The organism is Leclercia sp. LSNIH8 (assembly GCF_002920195.1).
Taxonomy (GTDB): domain Bacteria; phylum Pseudomonadota; class Gammaproteobacteria; order Enterobacterales; family Enterobacteriaceae; genus Enterobacter.
In genome coordinates, this window is the sequence record NZ_PQJY01000002.1 from 64,271 (window position 1) to 83,453 (window position 19,183).

Annotated in this window: 22 protein-coding genes; 14 read left to right on the forward strand and 8 right to left on the reverse strand. The window is 57.6% G+C overall.

Annotated elements, in window-relative coordinates; translation table 11 throughout:
* Nucleotides 1-9 precede the first annotated feature (9 nt).
* From C3406_RS05100 to C3406_RS05110, 3 genes are read left to right on the forward strand one after another with little or no spacing between them, the layout of a single operon-like run.
* A complete protein-coding gene (locus tag C3406_RS05100) occupies nt 10-1,410 on the forward strand; it encodes a TolC family outer membrane protein (RefSeq protein ID WP_103822594.1) in 1,401 nt (466 codons plus the stop codon).
* Nucleotides 1,407-3,599: a type I secretion system permease/ATPase gene (locus C3406_RS05105; RefSeq protein WP_103822595.1), complete on the forward strand. Its 2,193-nt coding sequence runs from the start codon at nt 1,407-1,409 to the stop codon at nt 3,597-3,599. Before C3406_RS05100 ends, C3406_RS05105 begins: the two co-directional genes overlap by 4 nt.
* 10 nt (nt 3,600-3,609) lie before the next feature.
* Nucleotides 3,610-4,779: a beta-barrel domain-containing protein gene (locus C3406_RS05110; protein WP_103822954.1), complete on the forward strand. Its 1,170-nt coding sequence runs from the start codon at nt 3,610-3,612 to the stop codon at nt 4,777-4,779.
* A 125-nt stretch (nt 4,780-4,904) separates the two neighbouring features.
* Here C3406_RS05110 and C3406_RS05115 read toward each other — a convergent pair whose 3' ends face one another.
* Nucleotides 4,905-5,297 carry a hypothetical protein gene (locus C3406_RS05115; protein ID WP_103822596.1) on the reverse strand — a complete coding sequence of 131 codons (393 nt, stop codon included), beginning with the start codon at nt 5,295-5,297 and terminating at the stop codon, nt 4,905-4,907.
* 96 nt (nt 5,298-5,393) lie between these two features.
* On the reverse strand, nt 5,394-6,338 hold the full coding sequence (locus C3406_RS05120; protein ID WP_103822597.1) for a LysR family transcriptional regulator: 945 nt from the start codon (nt 6,336-6,338) through the stop codon (nt 5,394-5,396).
* 98 nt (nt 6,339-6,436) lie between these two features.
* Here C3406_RS05120 and C3406_RS05125 point away from each other — a divergent pair, with 98 nt between their 5' ends.
* The 4 genes from C3406_RS05125 to C3406_RS05140 all read left to right on the forward strand — a co-directional run bounded on the left by C3406_RS05125 (nt 6,437) and on the right by C3406_RS05140 (nt 9,409).
* Nucleotides 6,437-6,871 carry a DMT family transporter gene (locus C3406_RS05125; protein ID WP_103180810.1) on the forward strand — a complete coding sequence of 145 codons (435 nt, stop codon included), beginning with the start codon at nt 6,437-6,439 and terminating at the stop codon, nt 6,869-6,871.
* Nucleotides 6,872-6,875: 4 nt separating this feature from the next.
* A complete protein-coding gene (locus C3406_RS05130) occupies nt 6,876-7,355 on the forward strand; it encodes a DMT family transporter (protein WP_103822598.1) in 480 nt (159 codons plus the stop codon).
* 89 nt (nt 7,356-7,444) lie between these two features.
* On the forward strand, nt 7,445-8,680 hold the full coding sequence (locus tag C3406_RS05135; protein WP_103822599.1) for an MFS transporter: 1,236 nt from the start codon (nt 7,445-7,447) through the stop codon (nt 8,678-8,680).
* 42 nt (nt 8,681-8,722) lie between these two features.
* Nucleotides 8,723-9,409, forward strand: coding sequence for an RluA family pseudouridine synthase (locus C3406_RS05140; protein WP_103822600.1), 687 nt, complete (start codon nt 8,723-8,725; stop codon nt 9,407-9,409).
* A 33-nt stretch (nt 9,410-9,442) separates the two neighbouring features.
* Here C3406_RS05140 and C3406_RS05145 read toward each other — a convergent pair whose 3' ends face one another.
* Together C3406_RS05145 and C3406_RS05150 are read right to left on the reverse strand one after the other, a co-directional pair.
* A complete protein-coding gene (locus tag C3406_RS05145) occupies nt 9,443-9,829 on the reverse strand; it encodes a hypothetical protein (protein ID WP_103822601.1) in 387 nt (128 codons plus the stop codon).
* Between the two features lie 36 nt (nt 9,830-9,865).
* Nucleotides 9,866-10,537, reverse strand: coding sequence for a hypothetical protein (locus tag C3406_RS05150; RefSeq protein ID WP_476629927.1), 672 nt, complete (start codon nt 10,535-10,537; stop codon nt 9,866-9,868).
* 581 nt (nt 10,538-11,118) lie between these two features.
* Here C3406_RS05150 and C3406_RS05155 point away from each other — a divergent pair.
* The 6 genes from C3406_RS05155 (at nt 11,119) to cydB (ending at nt 15,806) form a co-directional block, all read left to right on the forward strand.
* Nucleotides 11,119-11,304 (forward strand): con-10 family general stress protein, encoded by a 186-nt coding sequence (locus C3406_RS05155; protein ID WP_103180815.1) that lies wholly within the window; start codon nt 11,119-11,121, stop codon nt 11,302-11,304.
* A gap of 93 nt (nt 11,305-11,397) precedes the next feature.
* The gene (locus tag C3406_RS05160; RefSeq protein WP_103180816.1) at nt 11,398-11,892 is read left to right on the forward strand and encodes a YciE/YciF ferroxidase family protein; all 495 of its coding nucleotides are present in this window, start codon (nt 11,398-11,400) and stop codon (nt 11,890-11,892) included.
* 31 nt (nt 11,893-11,923) lie between these two features.
* On the forward strand, nt 11,924-12,430 hold the full coding sequence (locus tag C3406_RS05165; protein WP_103822602.1) for a ferritin-like domain-containing protein: 507 nt from the start codon (nt 11,924-11,926) through the stop codon (nt 12,428-12,430).
* A 15-nt stretch (nt 12,431-12,445) separates the two neighbouring features.
* Entirely contained in the window at nt 12,446-13,318 is an 873-nt protein-coding gene (locus tag C3406_RS05170; RefSeq protein WP_103822603.1) for a manganese catalase family protein, read from the forward strand.
* 74 nt (nt 13,319-13,392) lie between these two features.
* On the forward strand, nt 13,393-14,796 hold the full coding sequence (locus C3406_RS05175) for a cytochrome ubiquinol oxidase subunit I (RefSeq protein WP_103822604.1): 1,404 nt from the start codon (nt 13,393-13,395) through the stop codon (nt 14,794-14,796).
* Nucleotides 14,796-15,806, forward strand: a complete 1,011-nt coding sequence (gene cydB / locus C3406_RS05180; protein WP_103822605.1) for a cytochrome d ubiquinol oxidase subunit II — start codon at nt 14,796-14,798, stop codon at nt 15,804-15,806. The genes C3406_RS05175 and cydB overlap by 1 nt, the downstream gene beginning before the upstream one ends.
* 148 nt (nt 15,807-15,954) lie before the next feature.
* Here cydB and C3406_RS05185 read toward each other — a convergent pair whose 3' ends face one another.
* The 4 genes from C3406_RS05185 to C3406_RS05200 are packed head-to-tail and all read right to left on the reverse strand — an operon-like array spanning nt 15,955 to nt 18,447.
* Nucleotides 15,955-16,941, reverse strand: coding sequence for an SDR family oxidoreductase (locus tag C3406_RS05185; RefSeq protein ID WP_103822606.1), 987 nt, complete (start codon nt 16,939-16,941; stop codon nt 15,955-15,957).
* A gap of 10 nt (nt 16,942-16,951) precedes the next feature.
* Complete coding sequence (locus C3406_RS05190; protein WP_103822607.1) at nt 16,952-17,482, reverse strand: 2-oxo-tetronate isomerase; 531 nt, start codon at nt 17,480-17,482, stop codon at nt 16,952-16,954.
* Nucleotides 17,479-17,931 carry a DUF421 domain-containing protein gene (locus C3406_RS05195; RefSeq protein WP_103822608.1) on the reverse strand — a complete coding sequence of 151 codons (453 nt, stop codon included), beginning with the start codon at nt 17,929-17,931 and terminating at the stop codon, nt 17,479-17,481. Before C3406_RS05195 ends, C3406_RS05190 begins: the two co-directional genes overlap by 4 nt.
* Nucleotides 17,932-17,940: 9 nt before the next feature.
* On the reverse strand, nt 17,941-18,447 hold the full coding sequence (locus C3406_RS05200) for a hypothetical protein (RefSeq protein ID WP_103822609.1): 507 nt from the start codon (nt 18,445-18,447) through the stop codon (nt 17,941-17,943).
* A gap of 142 nt (nt 18,448-18,589) precedes the next feature.
* Here C3406_RS05200 and C3406_RS05205 point away from each other — a divergent pair, with 142 nt between their 5' ends.
* Complete coding sequence (locus C3406_RS05205) at nt 18,590-18,982, forward strand: YdeI family stress tolerance OB fold protein (RefSeq protein WP_103822610.1); 393 nt, start codon at nt 18,590-18,592, stop codon at nt 18,980-18,982.
* Nucleotides 18,983-19,183: the final 201 nt, after the last annotated feature.

A 19,183-nucleotide genomic window follows, 5' to 3' on the forward strand; every position in this document is an offset into this window, starting at 1 on the left:
GATAATGCCATGAACAAAGTACCTTGCTGGTGGCTTGGGTGCTGCCTGTTGTCTGCACAGGTCCTTGCCGCCGATTCGCCTGCGGTAATCAGTTTTGGACAATTAAATGAAAATCAGGCGCTGCCCGCTCTGGATGGACGGGTCGCCCTGCCCACCAGTCAGGCTGCCCCCGGAACCTTAACCCTCGGCGATGCGGTGACCCGCGCCGTCAACTGGCATCCCACCATTCGCGAAGCGGTGGGCAAACTTTACGAACAGATCCAGCAGGTCGATGTCGCTAAATCGAAATACTATCCGCAGATCAGCGCCGGGATAGACAACGGCTACAGCAATAACTCCAGCGATACCGGCTTCACCCCCTCGGTGGTGGTCTCCCTCTCCCAGATGCTCTATGACTTTGGCAAGGTGGCAAGCCAGGTGCGCGCCGAAGACGCGGGCGTGGTGCAACAGCAGGCCAACGTGCTGTTGAGCATCGACACTATCGCCCGGGATACCGCCATCGCGCTGGTGCAGGTGCAGATGTGGCAGCAGATGGTGGAGACCGCCGAAGAGCAGCTTGAGGCGCTCGGCGCCATTGGCAAGCTGACGCGCCAGCGTAACGACGAAGGGGCCACCTCGCTCTCGGACGTGGTGCAGACCGACGCCCGTATCGAAGGGGCGCGTTCGCAGCTGATGCAGTATCAGGCCAACCTCGACAGTGCCCGCGCCACGCTGATGAGCAACCTCGGCTGGAGCAACCTGAACGCGGTCAGCAACGCCTTCCCGGAAAAACTCGCCCGCAGCTGCGACATCAACGAGCCGGATGACCGGCTGGTGCCCGCAGTGCTGGCTTCCTGGGCGCAGGCTAACGTGGCGCAGGCGAACCTCGATTACGCCAATGCGCAGATGACCCCTACCGTCTCGCTGGAGCCGCAGGTGCGTCACTACATGAACAACCGCTACCCCGGCCACGATACGCTGGACAAAACCCAGTACAACGTCTCGGTGAACGTCGAGATGCCCATCTACCAGGGCGGCGGGCTGAGCGCCCGGCGCAACGCCGCCAGCCACGCGGTGGAAGCGGCGCAATCCAATATTCAGCGCACCCGGCTGGATGTGCGGCAAAAGCTGCTGGAGTCCAAAAGCCAGGTAATGAGCCTGATGAGCACCCTGCAGATCCAGTCCCGCCAGGAGACGCTCAGCCAGCGCACCCGCGAACTCTATCAGCAGCAGTATCTGGATCTGGGCTCCCGCCCCCTGCTGGACGTGCTGAACGCCGAGCAGGAGGTCTACCAGGCCCGCTTTACTCAGTGGCAAACCGCCGGGCAGCTTCGCCAGTTGCAAATCAACTGCCTCTATAACACCGGGCGGATGCGCAATGCCTTCGGCCTTGAAAACCACACCATTCAGTCAGTGGAGATCCAACCATGATCCGAGACGATATCCTTTATGAGGAGACACTGACGCAAGAGGCGCTGGAGCACTGGGCGCAGGCGTTTGGCTACGTCGCCACCCGCTACCGGGTGGCCTGCTCCCCCGGCGCGCTGGTGGCGGGCGCGCCCTGGCTACAGGGCAAGAGTAAAATCCCGGCGCTGACCGGGCTTGCCCGCGAGGCGGGCCTCTCCTTTCAGCTGCTCACCAACGGCCAGGAGTCCATCAACAGCTGGCGCCTGCCGGTGGTGGTGGAGCTTAATGACGGCAAGATTGGGGTGATTGAGCACTTCGACGGCGAGGATCTGCTGGATGTCTGCTTCTTTGACGGCAAGGCGCAGACCAACCGCATCTCGCTGGCGAAGATGCTGCCCGCCATTCACCAGGTGGTGGCCCTGCGCCCGTTGGCGGCGCTGAAAGACAGCCGGGTGGATGCCTATATCTCCAAATACCGCCCGGACTGGCTCTACCGGCTGGTGATGCGCGACCTGCGGCCTTATACCTACGTGATGCTGGCGGCGCTGTTCATCAACCTGCTGTCGCTGGCGGGCATTCTCTTTTCAATGCAGGTCTATGACCGGGTGATCCCGGCTCAGTCCTACCCCACCCTCTATGTGCTGACCATCGGGGTGCTGATTGCCACCCTGTTCGGCTTTATCCTGCGTATCGCCCGGTCTCACATTATGGATCTGCTGGGCAAACGGGCCGACATGCGCGTCTCGGACCGGGTGTTTGGCCACGCCCTGCGCCTGCGCAACAGCGCGGTGCCCCGCTCCACCGGCAGCTTTATCTCCCAGCTGCGCGAGCTGGAGCAAATCCGCGAGATGGTCACCTCCTCCACCATCTCTACCATCGTCGACCTGCCCTTCTTCTTCCTGTTTGTGGTGGTGCTGGCGATCATCGCCCCGTCACTCGCCTGGATCGCCCCGGTCGCGGCGGTGGTGATGGTGCTGCCGGGCCTGCTGCTGCAGAAAAAGCTGGCGGCGCTGGCGAAGCAGTCGGCCCACGAGGCGACCCTGCGTAACGCCGTGCTGGTGGAGAGCGTGCAGGGGCTGGAGGACATCAAGCTGATGCAGGCGGAGAACCGCTTCCTGCAACAGTGGAACAGCTACATTCAGATCACTGCCGAGTCGGGCCTTAAGACCCGGGAGCTGACCCAGGGCCTGATCAGCTGGGGGATGACCATTCAGAGCCTGGTCTACACCGCGGTGATTGTGGTGGGTGCCCCGATGGTGATCGAAGGCGAAATGACCACCGGTGCGGTGGTGGCCGCTTCAATGCTGGCCTCGCGGATGATCGCCCCGATGGCGACCCTGTGCGGCGTGCTGGCCCGCTGGCAGCAGGTGAAGGCCGCCAAAGAGGGGCTGGACAACATTATGCAGCTGCCCACCGAGAATCAGCGTGAAGAGACGCCGATCCGCCAGGATGTGCTGCGTGGACACTACCTGTTCGAGCAGGCGCAGTTCGCCTACGGCGGTGACGCGCAGAACCCGGCGCTGCGCATCAACCGGCTGGAGATTAAACCCGGCGAGCATGTGGCGGTGCTGGGGCGTAACGGCGCGGGCAAATCGACCCTGCTGCAGGCGATGGTGGGCAGCATGGATCTGGTGGGCGGCGAGCTGCGGCTCGACAACCTCAGTCTGCCCCATCTCGACATGGCGGATGTGCGCCGCAACGTCGGCCTGATGAGCCAGAACGCGCGGCTGTTTTACGGCACCCTGCGGGAGAACATCACCCTCGGGATGCCGCGGGCTACCGACGAGGAGATCTTTGCCGTGCTGGAGATGTGCGGCGCGGCCAGCTTTGTGCAGAAGCTGGCGAAGGGGCTGGATCACCCGATTATGGAGAACGGCGTCGGGCTCTCCGGCGGCCAGCGCCAGTCAATTTTGCTGGCGCGTATGTTCCTGCGCGATCCCAACGTCGTCCTGCTGGATGAACCCACCGCCTCGCTGGATGAGCACACCGAGCGCGAATTTATCCAACGTCTGGGCCAGTGGCTCGGCCACCGCACGCTGATTGTCGCCACCCACCGTGTACCGATGCTGGAGCTGGTGGAGCGCGTGGTGGTGCTGAAAGAGGGCATGCTGGTGATGGACGCGCCGAAAGCGCAGGCGCTGAGCAACAGCCGGATGCAGCAACCGCAGCAGGCAAATGGCCGGGAGTGGAAAAATGAAAATCAATCAGCGTGATGTTGCGGCGATGGATGACCTGGATAACGCCCTCGGCTCCGAGAGCGGCTATACCGGGGCGAGAAGCATTGTGTTATTCAGCCTGCTGCTGTTTGTCGCTGCCGGGGTGTGGGCGTGGTTCAGCATTCTCGATGAGGTCTCCACCGGCACCGGGAAGGTGATCCCCAGCTCCCGGGAGCAGGTGTTGCAGTCTCTCGACGGCGGGATCCTCGCCGAGCTGAAAGTTCACGAAGGGGATCAGGTGCAGGCCGGCCAGGTGCTGGCGCGCCTCGACCCGACCCGCTCTGAATCCAACGTCGGTGAAAGCGCCGCCCGCTACCGCGCGTCGCTGGCCTCCAGCGCCCGTCTGCGTGCGGAGGTAAACGATCTGCCCCTCACCTTTCCGCCGGAGCTGGCGAAATGGACCGATCTGATCGCCGCCGAAACCCGGCTCTACAACTCCCGCCGCGAGCAGCTGGAAGACTCCCGGCGCGAGCTGCGCCAGGCGTTGGATCTGGTGAATAAGGAGCTTGCGATCACCCAGCGGCTGTTGAAAACCGGCGCCGCCAGCCACGTCGAGGCGCTGCGCCTGCAACGCCAGAAGAGCGATCTTGAGCTGAAGCTCACCGACCTGCGCTCGCAGTACTATGTTCAGGCCCGGGAGGCGCTCTCTAAATCGAACGCCGAAGTGGATATGCTCTCGGCGGTGCTGAAAGGGCGTGAAGACTCGGTGACCCGCCTGACGATGACCTCGCCGGTGCGCGGCATTGTGAAGAACATCAAGGTGACCACCATCGGCGGCGTTATTCCCCCGAACGGCGAAGTGATGGAGATTGTGCCGGTGGACGATCACCTGCTGATTGAAACCCGCCTGTCGCCACGGGATATCGCCTTTATCCACCCCGGCCAGAAGGCGCTGGTGAAGATCACCGCCTACGATTACGCCATCTACGGCGGGCTGGATGGCGTGGTGGAGACCATCTCCCCGGACACCATTCAGGATGAAGCCAAACCGGAGGTCTTCTACTACCGGGTGTTTATCCGCACCAGCCAGGATTACCTGGTGAACAAAGCGGGCAGGCACTTCTCGATTGTGCCGGGGATGATTGCCACGGTGGATATCAAGACCGGCGAGAAATCGGTGATGGATTATATGATCAAGCCGTTTAACCGGGCGAAAGAGGCACTAAGGGAGCGGTAGCAAGAGCGCCGGGTGGCGGCTGCGCCTTGCCCGGCCTACCAAACCGGCACACGCTTGTAGGCCGGGCAAGCGAAGCGCCGCCCGGCAAACAGGTCGCACCGGTGCAAACCCACCAGGCAATACTCTCAACGAAACATTAACGGCAAGGTTTCGCCAAGCTGCTGCGGTCGGGATGCGCCTGATGCTGAAGGGTGTTCGATAAAATCAGGGTGATGAATAGCATTGTTTGTCGCCAGATTAAGGGCGCAGTGCATTTCATACAGCAGCCTTTCCTGTTCAGGGCCGCTGCTGCTGGCCAACTGCTGCGTGTAGCCTTTCACCTGAAGCAAATTTTCCGTCATGCGCAGATTCGCCAGCTTGCACGCCTCAGCGTGCTGACTGGCAGACTTCAGCTGCCCCCGGCTCTCCTCCAGCGCCGTTTCAAGTTTATCCACCTCATTGGTCAGCCGGGAAACCATCATAAAGAGGATGGCGACCCCGGCGATGACAGGAACAATTAACCACCATGACACAAACATGTGAGTCACCCTGCAAGATAATTAGCGTAGTTACATTCTTATTAGCAGCCTGACTTAGAGCAATAATAGGAAATCATTAGAATTGCCCGTACCTCTTTACTCTTTCATTGCGGATTGCCAGTAAAGGGGCGTGCCGAAAAACTCTACGTAGTAGTCAATCACCGCCCTGACGTTCAGCGGTGGGTGGCGCGCATTGGGGTAAATTGCCGAGATGTTCTGCGGCTCGGTATTAATGGCGGCCTCATGGTCCGGCAGCAGTTTTACCAGCTCCCCGCTGCGGAACCGGTCGCCGATAAGCCAGTCCGGAAAGAGCACCATCCCCATCCCGCCCAGCGCCGAGGTCAGCAGGGTTTCCGCGTTATTGGACGATAACAGCGGCGACACGGGATAGTGGACCCACGCCCCGCCAGGCGCGCGCAGCAGCCAGCGGTTGGGGCCGGACGAACCGCGGTAGACAAGACATTTATGCCGGGTTATGTCGTCGGGCACCTCGGGCGCACCATATTTGCACAGATAGGCCGGAGAGGCGGCGAGGTGATAAAACTGCGGCCCGAAAACCCGGGCGTGAAAAGAGGAGTCGGTCAGCATACCGATGCGAAAGATCAGGTCGGCGGCATCCCGATGGGGATCGATATAGTCGTCCGTCAGCGTCAGCTCGATGCTAAGACAGGGGTAGCGTTCCATCAGGCCGGGAAGACCCGGCGCGATATGCCGCTGACCGAAAAAGACGGGAGCGTTGATGCGCAGCAGACCAGAGGGCTCCTGCTTGCGCGCATCCAGCTCCCGGCGCGCCTCCTCAAGATTACCGAGCATCAGGCGGGCATAGCGGATAAAAAGGTGACCACTTTCCGTGGGAATAATTGCCCGCGTGTTGCGGTAAAAAAGCTGCTGACCGAGCGCATCCTCAAGCTGATGGATGACCCGCGAAACCTGCGAAGCGGAAATTCCCTCCCGGCGTGCCACCACCGAAAAATTCTGGGATTCATAGACCTCTTTAAAGGTTTGCAGCCAGCGAAGGCTGATTGTGGCGGGGTCGCGCATTAATGCATTTCCTGCACAGGTGTTTCTTACATTATGGCATTTTTCTCACGGATGTTCAGGCGTACGCTTCCCCGCCTTGAAAACGGAGAAGAGTAACTATGCAGCTGATATTGATTTTACTGGTTATTGCCGGGGGGATGGGACTGTCCGTCGAGGCAGGGCTACTGGGGCCGCTCGGCGGTGAGGTAGGTGATTTATGGGCCACGTTCAGCGTGTTTGGCGTCGGTGCCGCCCTGACCTTTTTGCTGATGCTCTTTTTCAGCCCACGCAACAGCCCGTCGTTTTTTTCACAGCCTTCATGGCAGCTGCTGGGCGGCGTTCTCGGCCCGGTCTACGTCATTATTCTCACCGTGGTGACGCCCGCCATCGGTATCGCCATGACGATGATTGGCATCCTTGCCGGTCAGGTCTTTAAAAGCCTGATCATCGATCACTACGGCCTGCTGGGCACGCCGCACCGCAAAATTGACACTAAACGCATCATCGCGCTGATTTTTATCATTGCCGCGCTGGTTCTGGTTGCACAGGGGTAAGACGATGACATTGATTATGATTATTCTGGCGGTGATTGGCGGCGCGACGCTGAGCATTCAGGCTGCCATTAACGGCCAGCTGGGCAGCAAGGTGGGCGTATTCAAAAGCGCGTTCCTGACCTTTTCCGTCGGCGCGCTGATCACCGCCCTGCTGATCTTCTTCTTTGAACCGCGCCATGCCGTCAGCCTGCTGGATGTGCCCAAATGGCAGCTGCTGGGGGCGATGTTTGGCGTGCCGTACATCGTCATTATGGTGCTGGCCGTACAGCGTATCGGTACGGCGGTGGCCACGGTGGCGGTGATTTTCGGCCAGCTGACCATGAGCATGCTGATCGACAATTTTGGCTGGCTGGGGAACGACGCCATACCCTTTTCGATGACGCGCCTGGGCGCTGTCCTCTGTCTCGGGATCGCACTCTGGTTCATCTACTCCAGCAGCACGCAAAAGTCAGATGAAAAGGCGCCTGCAGAAACGCGGAGTTAAGCTGGCTTCGGTGAGGGGAGGCGCAAGCAGGTGTTTTTGCCTTTCAGGTCATTTATAGTACTTCCCCTCATCCCGTAGCCATTAACACCATGAAAACCGATAATAAACGCGTTCGTGCTTATCATTTTTCCCCCTTTCGCCATCTTTTTGCCGCACGTTTTCTTACCGTTCTGGGCAACGGTATCGCCCCCATCGCGCTGGCATTTGCGGTGCTGGATATTGGCGGCTCGGCCTCTGATTTAGGTATCGTCGTGGCCTCCCGCTCGATTTTTAACGTGCTGTTTCTGTTGCTGGGCGGAGTATTAGCGGACCGCTACTCCCGCAGCCGGGTGCTCGTCTCCTCGTCGGTGGTGGCCGCCATCTCGCAGGCTATCGTGGCGTGGTCGGTGCTGGACGGGTCCGCCACGGTACTCAGCCTGACCCTGCTTGGCGCGGTAAACGGTGCCGCCGCGGGCATCACCCTTCCCGCCTCTTCTGCCCTCGTTCCCCAGACGGTCCCCGGTAAAAGCCTGCGCGAAGCCAACGCCTTCATTCAGCTGGGGGTATACAGCGGGACAGTCATCGGCGCGTCGCTGGGCGGCGTTCTGACAGGCGCCGTCGGACCGGGCTGGGGGCTTGCCATTGATGCCCTGGGGTTCGCCGCCGCCGCCCCCCTCTACCTGATGATTCGCGTGACCGCCCTCGAAGCCGGGCCTTCTAAAAGCAACATGCTGCAGGATTTAAAGGCGGGGTGGCAGGAGTTCGCCAGCCGGGCCTGGGTGTGGTCGATCGTCGTGCAGTTCACCATTATTAACGCCGCTTTTAGCGGGGTAATGATGGTGCTCGGGCCGGTGATTGCGGATACCTCTTTTGGCCGGGCGCAGTGGGGGATTATTGTGGCGTGCCAGAGCATTGGCCTCATCGTGGGCTCCTCCCTTGCCCTGCGCTGGCGACCGCGCCGGGATCTCTTTATCGGCGTGATGCTGGTGTCATGCTGCGCCCTGCCCATCTTTATGCTGAGCCTGCTCCCCTCCACGCCCTGGCTGATTGCCGCGTTCTTTATTGCCGGGGTGACCTTTGGCCTCTTTGGGGTGGCCTGGGCCCAGTCCCTGCAAACGCATATCCCGCAGGATAAGCTGGCGCGCGTCTATGCCTACGATGCGGTGGGATCGTTTGTGGCGATCCCCTTCGGCGAGCTTATCGCCGGGCCGCTGGCCAACCAGTATGGCACCAGCAACGTGCTGCTGGTGGCGGCCTGTGCCGTGGTTCTCGCCACGGTAGCCGCCAGCCTGGTGCCAGCCATCAGACGACTCGATAACACATCACAGCTTAAATCGCATACGTAATGGGTTATCATCCGCCTCCCTCTGGTTTCTGCGGTCAGACTGATGTCAGTGATTATCGATAATTTTATTGCCCCGCCCTGCCATGAGGCGATAGAGACGCTCTGGCAGGACGACCATCTGGTGCTGATCAATAAACCCAGCGGGCTACTCAGCCTGTCGGGGAAAAATCCGCAAAACCTCGATTCGGTGCATTACCGGCTGGTGCAGACCTTTCCGGGTTGCACGCTGGTGCATCGCCTCGATTTTGGCACCTCCGGGCTGATGGTGATTGCCCGCAATAAGGCGATCAATGCCGCCCTCTGCCAGCAGTTCAGCCAGCGCAGCGTAACCAAGATCTACACCGCTCTGCTCTGCGGGCATCTGGCCGATGATGAAGGGGTGATAGACGCTCCCATAGCCAAAGATCCGGCGCTGTTCCCGCGGATGTCGATTTGCGCTATCAACGGCAAGCCCGCCCGCTCCCGCTATCGGGTGGTAGAGCGCGGGTATTATCAGGGAGATGTGCCGGTCACGCGGATAGAACTGACGCCGGAAACCGGGCGCACCCACCAGCTGCGCATTCACTGCCAGCAGCTGGGCCACCCGATTTTAGGCTGCGACCTGTATGGCGGAGTGCAGATGCCCGGCACCGAACGCACGCCGCGCCTGATGCTGCACGCCAGCGAGCTGCGGTTTGCGCATCCGGTCAGCGGGGAGCCTGTCCATATCCGCCATGCCAGCCCGTTTTGATCGTGCCATTTTGCCACGCGGCTCTCTGTCAGTTCAGCCCCACGCCTGGTTCTGAATCACCACCCGGTACCCGTTGTCATCCACGAATGTGCGCCCATTGACCTCCCAGTAGGGGTTAAACGAACTTACCTGGGTAAAACCCGCGCTGCGCATTCGCCCGCAGGCCGCTTCCCATTCCGCTTTATCGGGATAATAGAGAACGATCAGATCCTCGTTCGTTTGCAGAGGGTGAACGGGATGGTGGTGACACACGGTAAATTCGATGTGCCAGGGTAAATCTTCCCGCCCTAACATGATCCCGCTGAAACCCTGATGATCGCTAAAGTCCGCAATCTTTTTCAGTCCTAACCCCTGGCTGTACATCAGGAAAGCGCTGTCGAGGTTTATGACAGGTCTGGCAATACGCATATGGGTGAACATCCGGGCTCCTGTGGGCTACTGGTTTATCATGCCGCCTCAGTCTACCTGCCGTTGCGTTTGCCATTTTCCTCTCAGTGCGTTCCGACATAACGGCGACACGCCTGATGTTGCATCGCGCCACCGGGCGGTCCGGGTGATTTGCAGCGGAATGGGGATATCCGGGTAATCCAGAACGATGAGCCCTCTCACCCCGCCTGCTGCACCCACCGGTGCCGACAAATAGACCCGCACGTAGCGTACAAACTTGCCGACAAAGACCCCGGCGAACAGCCCGCCGGTAATGATGGCGAAGGCGCTTGCACCGGGGCGTTGCAGGGTCTCGGGCGCAATGGCGCTGATCGCTCCCAGCACATATTTCACCGTAAAGGTCAGCATCATAATGGGCAGTGCCGAGTAGTCCGCCGAACGGTAAATGCTGCGCGGGGCGGCAGCCCGGCTTACTATCGCCCCTTTGATCAGGATATAGCCCATTGCCGCGCCGCTGAGTAGACCTGCCAGCCACAGGGAGCCGGTAGCGAGCGTGAGCGTGCGAAAGACCAGCAGGTCGTAGATATCCCAGATCAGAAACAGGGCCGGAACGATAGCGAGCTTTTCCAGCGCAACGGTGGCGGGCTTACGCGCCCGGATGCCTCTGCTTATCAAAAACAGCAGAATCAGATAGACCCAGACGGGGGTATGGATCAGGACACCAGAGATGAAATCAAGCATAGGGTTCACCTTCGCCTCCGGGGTGACACCGCGTCACCGTTCCGGTTGAGTATTGCCTGGAGTACGCGATCCACCATCATACTTTGTCAGGTTCTTTTATTTGCCCTTCGCTTACTCTTTTTGAAGTAGTAATTCCGGTGAGTAACTGGAATCCATACATAATATACGTAAACAATTTGTTATATTATTTAACAACCGACAATAACGTCCATAAATAATATAAAAATCAATTAAGATTAATCCCACGTACAATATTTTTATATGCGCTATAAGCGAGCCACCTTAAGTGTAAACTTACGTAAAGAGCCCCACCACGTCTGGACTCGCCCGTTTCAGCGAAACACAAAACAAGCGATAAAGCAGAACGCCCGGAAGGTCGTTTGTTTACATTACCTTGGCGAAACTTATTTGTGAAACAAGCGGAGCGATATATTCAGTTAAATCTTAAAACATAAGATAATTTATTTTCAAAACCACATTTGACTCTTCGGAACTAGGGGCTAAATTTAATCCTGAACGACAACGGATACGAATAAAAACGTATCTTACTGACATAAACGATGTAAATGAGGAAACATAATATGGCAGAGCAACGTGGTGGTTCAGGTAATTTCGCACAGGATCGTGAAAAGGCCTCTGAAGCAGGGAAAAAAGGCGGTCAGCAGAGCGGTGGTAATTTCAAAAACGATCCGCAGCGCGCTTCCGAAGCAGGTAAAAAGGGCGGTCAGCATAGCCATGGTGGCGGACGCAAGTCTGACAACTCTTAATTCATCTCATTATTAAAGCCTGTTCTTCACTTTAATGGGTAACCTCTGCGGGTCCGCGGGCTCGCAGAATTTTTATAGCACTGGAGAAAAAGTATGAATATGAAAAGTATAGAGGATGTATTTATTCATTTGTTATCCGATACCTATAGTGCAGAAAAACAGCTTACTCGTGCGCTGGCTAAATTATCCCGCGAAGCCGCCAGCCCTGATCTGAGCGCTGCGTTTAAAGCGCACCTGGAAGAAACCCATGGCCAGATTGAGCGTATCGATCAGCTCATCGAGAAAACGCCAAATATTAAATTGAAAAGAATGAAATGCGTGGCGATGGAAGGGTTAATTGAAGAAGCCAATGAAGTCCTTGAAAGCACAGAAAAAAATGAAGTCCGCGATGCAGCATTAATCGCTGCGGCGCAAAAAGTCGAACACTATGAAATTGCCAGCTACGGCACGCTCGCTACCCTGGCGGAGCAATTAGGGTATACCCAGGCAGTCAAATTATTAGCCGAGACGCTGGAAGAAGAGAAATCCACCGATCTTAAACTGACCGATTTGGCAGTCGGTAATATTAATCAGAAAGCAGAAAAGTAAGCCTGAAATAACCGAACCCGAGGACGAAAATATGAATCACGTAGAACACTACCATGACTGGCTACGCGATGCTCACGCCATGGAAAAGCAAGCGGAATCCATGCTCGAATCAATGGCGAGCCGTATCGATAATTATCCTGATGTCCGCGCCCGTATTGAGCAGCATCTTACTGAAACCAAACAGCAAATAAATGTCCTGGAAGAGATCCTCGACCGTAACGATATTTCCCGCTCAATGTTGAAAGATTCCATGAGCAAAATGATGGCGTTCGGCCAGTCTGTCGGCGGCATTATGACCTCGGATGAAATCGTAAAAGGCTCTATTAGCGGCTACGTTTTCGAGCAGTTCGAAATCGCCTGCTATACCTCCCTGCTGGCCGCAGCGCGAAAAGCTGGAGACGTGGCCTCGATTCCTGCGATTGAATCGATCCTCGCGGAAGAGCAGCGCATGGCCGACTGGCTGATCCAGCATATTCCTGACACGACTGAGCAGTTCCTGCTGCGTTCAGATGCCGACGGTGTCGAAGCGAAAAAATAACCATGGAGTGAGCGTATGTTTCGACACGTAAAACAATTGCAATATACCGTCCGCGTTGCCGAGCCGAATCCCGGCCTGGCAAACCTGCTGCTTGAACAGTTTGGCGGCCCTCAGGGCGAGCTGGCGGCCGCCTGCCGTTACTTCACCCAGGGGCTGGGCGATGATGATGCAGGCCGCAGAGAGATGCTGATGGATATCGCGACCGAAGAGCTCAGCCACCTTGAGATCATCGGTACGCTGGTAGGCATGCTGAACAAAGGCGCCAAAGGCGAACTGGCAGAAGGCACCGAAAGCGAAGCGGAACTCTACCGCTCCCTGACGCAAAACGGTAACGACAGCCATATCACCTCCCTGCTGTACGGCGGTGGACCACCGCTGACCAACTCTGCAGGCGTGCCATGGACTGCGGCGTATATCGACACCATCGGGGAAGCCACCGCCGATTTGCGCTCCAACATCGCGGCGGAAGCGCGTGCCAAGATCATCTATGAACGCCTGATCAACGTCACTGACGATCCGGGAGTAAAAGATGCCCTTGCGTTCCTGATGACCCGTGAAGCCGCACACCAGCTCTCGTTTGAGAAGGCGTTGCAGTCGATTCGCAATAATTTCCCACCAGGGAAACTACCGCCAATCGAACAATACGCAACCACCTACTACAATATGTCTGCAGGTGATGATCTTCGCGGCAGCTGGAACAGCGATGAAAACTTTGAGTACGTTGCCGATCCGCAACCCGCCGTTGATGGCGGCGATGGCAGCGCCGAGGTTACGCTCACGAAAGAGCAGGCCGCACTACTCAAAGCGATGGCGAGCCGCACCGAGTCGGATCCAACAGCCGATCCGCTCACTGGCGCTGAGCTGGGTGCCGGTAAAAATAAACCGTAACCCCGCCCGCAACAACAGCCGTACCACGATGCCCCGTTCTATACGGGGCTTTTCGCTGACAGGGGAAGAGTACGATGTTCGAACTCGATGCGTTTTATCTCGCCAGGCTTCAGTTTGCCTTCACTGTCTCATTTCATATTATCTTCCCGGCGTTAACCATCGGCCTTGCCAGCTATCTGGTGGTACTGGAGGGGATGTGGCTGAGAACGAAAAATGATGTCTGGCGCTCGCTCTATCATTTCTGGTTAAAAATCTTCGCCGTTAACTTCGGCATGGGCGTGGTCTCCGGGCTGGTGATGGCTTACCAGTTTGGCACCAACTGGAGTGGCTTTTCGCAGTTTGCCGGCAGCATCACCGGCCCCCTGCTCACTTATGAAGTGCTCACCGCCTTCTTCCTCGAAGCGGGTTTTCTTGGGGTCATGCTGTTTGGCTGGAACAAGGTTGGGCCTGGCCTGCACTTCTTTGCCACCTGTATGGTGGCGCTGGGGACGCTGATGTCCACCTTCTGGATCCTCGCCTCCAACAGCTGGATGCACACGCCGCAGGGCTTTAGCATCGAGAACGGCCAGGTCATCCCCGAGGACTGGTTCGCCATCATCTTTAACCCCTCTTTCCCCTATCGTCTGATCCACATGTCCATCGCCGCCTTCCTGAGCAGCGCCCTGTTTGTTGGTGCCTCCGGCGCATGGCATCTGCTGCGCGGTAACGACAGCCCGGCGGTGCGCAAAATGTTCTCAATGGCGCTGTGGATGGCGCTGCTGGTGGCACCGATTCAGGCCTTTGTCGGGGATATGCACGGCCTGAACACCCTCGAACATCAGCCGGCAAAAATTGCCGCCATCGAAGGGCACTGGGAAAATCCCCCTGGCGAAGCGACGCCGCTGCTGCTGTTTGGTGTGCCCGATATGGAAGAGGAGCGCACCAAGTATGGGCTGGAGATCCCGGCGCTTGGCAGCCTGATCCTCACCCACAGCCTGGATAAGCAGGTCCCGGCGCTGAAAGATTTCCCGAAAGATGAGCGCCCTAACTCGCTCATCGTCTTCTGGTCGTTCCGCGTGATGGTGGGCCTGGGGCTGCTGATGATCCTGATGGGGGTTATCAGCCTTTGGTTGCGCCATCGCCGTCGGCTCTATCACTCTCGCCCGTTCCACCGCTTTGCCCTGAGTATGGGGCCAGCGGGTGTAGTCGCGATCCTCGCTGGCTGGGTCACGACCGAGGTGGGCCGCCAGCCGTGGGTCGTATATGGCTATCTGCGCACCATTGACGCGGTGTCGCTGCACAGCACCCTGCAAATGAGCATCAGCCTGCTGGCGTTTATCGTTGTTTACTGCTCGGTATTTGGCGTGGGGTTAGTCTACCTGGTGCGGTTAATTAAGAAGGGGCCGCAGCCTACCGACAATCTCTCGATGAAGACCGACGGCAGACCCGCACGCCCGCTCTCGGCGGCAGAACCGGTTCCGGAAGAGGAGAAACTGTAATGGGCGTCGATATCTCAGTTATCTGGTTTGCCATCATCGTTTTCGCCACCCTGATGTACATCATCATGGATGGCTTCGATTTAGGTATCGGCATGCTCTTCTACTTTGAGCGCGACCCGCAGGCGCGCGACGTGATGGTAAACAGCGTCGCCCCGGTATGGGACGGAAACGAAACCTGGCTGGTGCTGGGAGGAGCCGGGCTGTTTGGCGCCTTTCCGCTGGCCTATGCGGTGGTTATCGACGCCCTTACCATCCCGCTGACCGCGATGCTGATCGGGCTCATCTTCCGCGGGGTGGCGTTCGAGTTTCGTTTTAAAGCCACGCCGTCGCACCGCGCCTTCTGGGACTACTCCTTTGCCGGGGGCTCGCTGCTGGCGACCTTCAGCCAGGGGATTGTCGTCGGGGCGATGATTAACGGCTTTGACGTTGAAGGCCGCCGCTTCGCGGGTTCGTCGCTGGACTGGCTGACCCCCTTCAACCTCTTCTGCGGACTGGGGCTGATGGTGGCCTATACCCTGCTGGGCACCACTTGGCTGATTATGAAAAGCGAAGGGGCATTACAGCGCCATATGCGGGATTTGACCCGCAAGGTGCTGCTGGCGCTGTTGGCTGTGGTGGCGGTGGTAAGTGTCTGGACCCCGCTCGGCTGGCAATATGTGGCCGACCGCTGGTTCACGTTGCCGAACTTCTTCTACTTCCTGCCGGTGCCGCTGCTGGTAGGGATCTTCGGTCTGTGGATCTGGCGACTCACCCGCGATCCGCACAGCCATACCCGGCCCTTCCTGCTGACCCTCGGGCTGATCTTTCTTGGCTTTAGCGGGCTCAGCATCAGCCTGTGGCCCAACATTATCCCGCCACGCATCACCATCTGGGACGCCGCCGCGCCGCCTTCCAGCCAGCTCTTTATGCTGGTGGGCACGCTGCTGATCATCCCGTTGATTCTGGTCTATACCGCCTGGAGCTACTACGTGTTCCGCGGCAAGGTGACTGACACCGAGGGCTACCACTAAGCGTCGCAGCATTGCCGGGTGGCGCTAATGCTTACCCGGCCTACAAATCGCCCCCAGGCCCGGCAAGCATTGCGCCGCCGGGCGGTGCGCAATAAAAAGCCGGGTGGTGGCTTCGCCTTACCCGGCCTACAAAACGATACTGCTTACCCTATTTCCGTCGGGTGATCAGTTTCCCCACCAGCAGCAGCCCCGCCAGCGCAGCGCTACCCAGCAGTACTTTCCCCGGCACGCCGGAGGTGATGGCTGTCGCCCGGGTTCTCGACTCGTCCGAAAAGCGCCCGTGGACCTGGTGCATCCCCCTGACCGGCCCGGAAAGATAATCCTGCCGCTCGGGGACGTTGAGTTCGTTGGTCATCTGCCCTTCCCACGCCTTTTTCACCATCATGCGATCCAGCAGGCCGGGGAAGAGAAACTGGCCGATAATCGCCTGCATGGTGCTGCGCCCGACCCACAGCTCCCGTACCGGGCGGCGGGTCACGTTGAAAATCGCCTCGGCGGCCACCTCCGGCTCGTAAACCGGCCCGATGGGGCGCATGGCGAAGGCAAACTTATTGCGCGCCCAGCTAAACTGCGGCGTGTTAAGGCCCGGCATCTGCACCATCGTCAGCTGGATATTGATACGCTCGTGGATAAGCTCGGTGCGTACCGCGTCGGTAAAGCCGCGGATCGCCGCCTTCGCGCCGCAGTAGGCGGACTGGAGCGGGATGGAGCGGTAAGCCAGCGCAGATCCCACCTGGATAATCTGTCCCGCATCGCGCGGGGTCATCACGGACAATGCGGCCCGGGTGCCGTTAACATAGCCCAGGTAGGTTACGTCCGTGACCCGGCGAAACTCCTCATCGCTCATGGCGCGAAACGGCGCCAGCACCCCGCACATGGCGTTGTTGATCCATACGTCAATTGCGCCGAGCTGCGTCTCGAACGCGTTAGCCGCCGCCATGATGGCCGACGCGTCCGTCACATCGGCGTTCACCGTGTGACACTTCACGCCGAAGCGTTCAATTTCGGCCCGCGCCGTCTCAAGGCTGGGGTCATCCCGGGCGATAATTCCCACGTGATAGCCCGCCTCTGCAAAACGCAGCGCCGTGGCTTTGCCCACGCCTGCCGTCGCTCCGGTGATCACCACAACGCTCATCATGCTCTCCTTAATGCAGTTGCTTTTTCCAGTGCGGGATCTGCCGCAACAGTTCAGATAGCGCGTAGCGAACCGATTTCTCAATCACATCTTCGCACTCGCCGGTGAAGTGCTGCACGGCGGTAGTGACCTCGCCGCGAAAAGACCAGCCAAACCAGACGGTGCCTGCCGGGGTGCCATCCTCACCGCCATCCGGCCCGGCATAACCGCTGATGGCGATGCTGATATCCGCGTCGGCAAGCTTCAGTGCGCCCTGCGCCATCTCGCCCACCGTCTGGCTGCTGACGGCGGTGTACTTTTCCAGAGTGGCATTGTTGACACCCAGTACCTTGTGTTTGGCTTCGTTGTTAAAGGTGACCACGCCGGTACCAAAGAACGAGGCGGTATCTTTCTCGGCGCAGAGCGCAGAGGCCAAGTTGCCGCCGGTGCAGGATTCTGCGGTAGTGAGCAGCCAGCCCAGATCGATCAGGACAGTTGATACCTGGCGGGTGAGTTCTTTGGTGGTTTTGGCCTGGTTCCAGACATTTTCATTTTCTTTCATGATGCACTCTCTTCAGGAATAATCGAAATATGACCATTACGTTCAAGTATGGCGTATTTAATTTCTTCCAGAGTGGTTATGCCGTGATTTTGCCGGGCGGAGACCAGAATGTCGTCGCAGGAGACATCGACTTTCTTTAATTTTTCGTTTTGCAGTACACCGTGCACCACCAGAATAACCGGGGAGCCGTCGATGGCCGATTCCGCACCGGATATATATTTTTTCACCATGCCAAACAGCATATCCACCACCACCAGCGTAATAATGGTGAGCATGGCGCCGGTTACGGAAAAATCATCCCCCAGCAGCGCCTGTTGCGTGGCCTCACTAATAATTAATAACAGGATCAGATCGAAGCTGGTCATTTGCAGCAGCGCCCGCCTGCCGGCGATTTTAAATACCACCAGCAAAATCAGATAAATCGCCACCGCCCTGAGTATCATTTCCATGTTGGTGCCTTAGGGATAGATAAATTGCCAGAAAGAGAGGCCCGGTTGATTATTTACCGTGACAGAGAGGTCGGTTTTGCCGGGGCGTTGTGGGGTGGTATAGAGCCAGACGGTTAAATCTTTGCGCGGTTCCTGATAAACCAACACCATCTCTCCGCCCTCACTGTACATTTCATCGGGCTGCGGCCAGATATTATCGGTTTGCATCCGTTCCATATATTCGCCGCCAATGCGCAGCGTCAGCGGCGTAGTACTCTGTTCTGGCACGCTAATTTTCAACTCAATGGGCGTTTGCAAGCGTCCAAAACGTTCATACTCCACCTGCAGGTTGCCCGGAGCGTTAGTTTTTGTCGCTTCGCTAAAATAGCCGCCCGAAAAAAGCCCCAACAGCGCAGCGACGATAATGAGTATTAACAGAACAAAACCGAAGCGGTGCGCATCGTATTCAAACTGCAGGGCAGCATGACTCTGTTTGACACCGGGCAATTCAGGGGGATTTCCTTTGGCCTTTGCCATATATCACCGCACCGTCTCGTTAATTAATATTATGCAGCCAGATGATTTTTATAGATAAATTTGATTAAGACTGTTCTTGTTTGCAAATTAAAAAATAGCAACCAGGCTTAATCTGTCAAGCAGGCTAAACCAAGGAGGTCGTATGAAATTATCCGTCGCACCCTTATTGTGTTGTCTTATAATTCCGGCCGCGTATGCCGATGATAATGGTGGACTGAAGAAAGATACTGCCCCTCCTCCACCGCACGCGCTGGATGATGGTTATCGTGGGGCGGAAGATGCCCGCATCATGACCGTGGAGCAGGCCAAAGAGATGCACGATGGGGCTACGATCTCCCTGCGCGGTAATCTCATTGAAGGTTCCGGCGGCGATAAATTTAAATTCCGCGATAAAACCGGCACTATTGATATGGTGATCCCTCAGGCGGTATTTGATGGCCGTACCGTCCAGCCCGATAATATGATCAGCATTAACGGTAGTCTGGATAAAAAATCAAATCCACCGGTGGTCCGTGTCGACCGCATTCAGAAATAACGATAAATTTCACTTAAGTTTCCCGTGGATATTCCCGGATATCCACGAGAACCCTGTGGAATATATTCTCTAAGCCTTAACCTACCAGATTTAAGGAGCCAAAAACTCGGATAATTCCGGGCTTTAGGATTAATCCCCCTTTCCTTCCCCTCGCAATACTTAAACAATTTTACACAAATTCACATTGCCTTCTTTATTGCT

Bases quoted from the DNA above. Each gene is read 5' to 3' on its own strand.
- C3406_RS05125 (WP_103180810.1), top strand. From the start codon at position 6,437: ATGCAGCTGATATTGATTTTACTGGTTATTGCCGGGGGGATGGGACTG.
- C3406_RS05190 (WP_103822607.1), bottom strand. From the start codon at position 17,482: ATGAAAGAAAATGAAAATGTCTGGAACCAGGCCAAAACCACCAAAGAA.
- C3406_RS05120 (WP_103822597.1), bottom strand. From the start codon at position 6,338: ATGCGCGACCCCGCCACAATCAGCCTTCGCTGGCTGCAAACCTTTAAA.
- C3406_RS05170 (WP_103822603.1), top strand. From the start codon at position 12,446: ATGTTTCGACACGTAAAACAATTGCAATATACCGTCCGCGTTGCCGAG.
- C3406_RS05135 (WP_103822599.1), top strand. From the start codon at position 7,445: ATGAAAACCGATAATAAACGCGTTCGTGCTTATCATTTTTCCCCCTTT.
- C3406_RS05100 (WP_103822594.1), top strand. From the start codon at position 10: ATGAACAAAGTACCTTGCTGGTGGCTTGGGTGCTGCCTGTTGTCTGCA.
- C3406_RS05130 (WP_103822598.1), top strand. From the start codon at position 6,876: ATGACATTGATTATGATTATTCTGGCGGTGATTGGCGGCGCGACGCTG.
- C3406_RS05155 (WP_103180815.1), top strand. From the start codon at position 11,119: ATGGCAGAGCAACGTGGTGGTTCAGGTAATTTCGCACAGGATCGTGAA.
- C3406_RS05150 (WP_476629927.1), bottom strand. From the start codon at position 10,537: ATGCTTGATTTCATCTCTGGTGTCCTGATCCATACCCCCGTCTGGGTC.
- C3406_RS05195 (WP_103822608.1), bottom strand. From the start codon at position 17,931: ATGGAAATGATACTCAGGGCGGTGGCGATTTATCTGATTTTGCTGGTG.
- cydB (WP_103822605.1), top strand. From the start codon at position 14,796: ATGGGCGTCGATATCTCAGTTATCTGGTTTGCCATCATCGTTTTCGCC.
- C3406_RS05165 (WP_103822602.1), top strand. From the start codon at position 11,924: ATGAATCACGTAGAACACTACCATGACTGGCTACGCGATGCTCACGCC.
- C3406_RS05110 (WP_103822954.1), top strand. From the start codon at position 3,610: ATGGATGACCTGGATAACGCCCTCGGCTCCGAGAGCGGCTATACCGGG.
- C3406_RS05175 (WP_103822604.1), top strand. From the start codon at position 13,393: ATGTTCGAACTCGATGCGTTTTATCTCGCCAGGCTTCAGTTTGCCTTC.
- C3406_RS05105 (WP_103822595.1), top strand. From the start codon at position 1,407: ATGATCCGAGACGATATCCTTTATGAGGAGACACTGACGCAAGAGGCG.
- C3406_RS05200 (WP_103822609.1), bottom strand. From the start codon at position 18,447: ATGGCAAAGGCCAAAGGAAATCCCCCTGAATTGCCCGGTGTCAAACAG.
- C3406_RS05205 (WP_103822610.1), top strand. From the start codon at position 18,590: ATGAAATTATCCGTCGCACCCTTATTGTGTTGTCTTATAATTCCGGCC.
- C3406_RS05115 (WP_103822596.1), bottom strand. From the start codon at position 5,297: ATGTTTGTGTCATGGTGGTTAATTGTTCCTGTCATCGCCGGGGTCGCC.
- C3406_RS05185 (WP_103822606.1), bottom strand. From the start codon at position 16,941: ATGAGCGTTGTGGTGATCACCGGAGCGACGGCAGGCGTGGGCAAAGCC.
- C3406_RS05145 (WP_103822601.1), bottom strand. From the start codon at position 9,829: ATGTTCACCCATATGCGTATTGCCAGACCTGTCATAAACCTCGACAGC.
- C3406_RS05140 (WP_103822600.1), top strand. From the start codon at position 8,723: ATGTCAGTGATTATCGATAATTTTATTGCCCCGCCCTGCCATGAGGCG.
- C3406_RS05160 (WP_103180816.1), top strand. From the start codon at position 11,398: ATGAATATGAAAAGTATAGAGGATGTATTTATTCATTTGTTATCCGAT.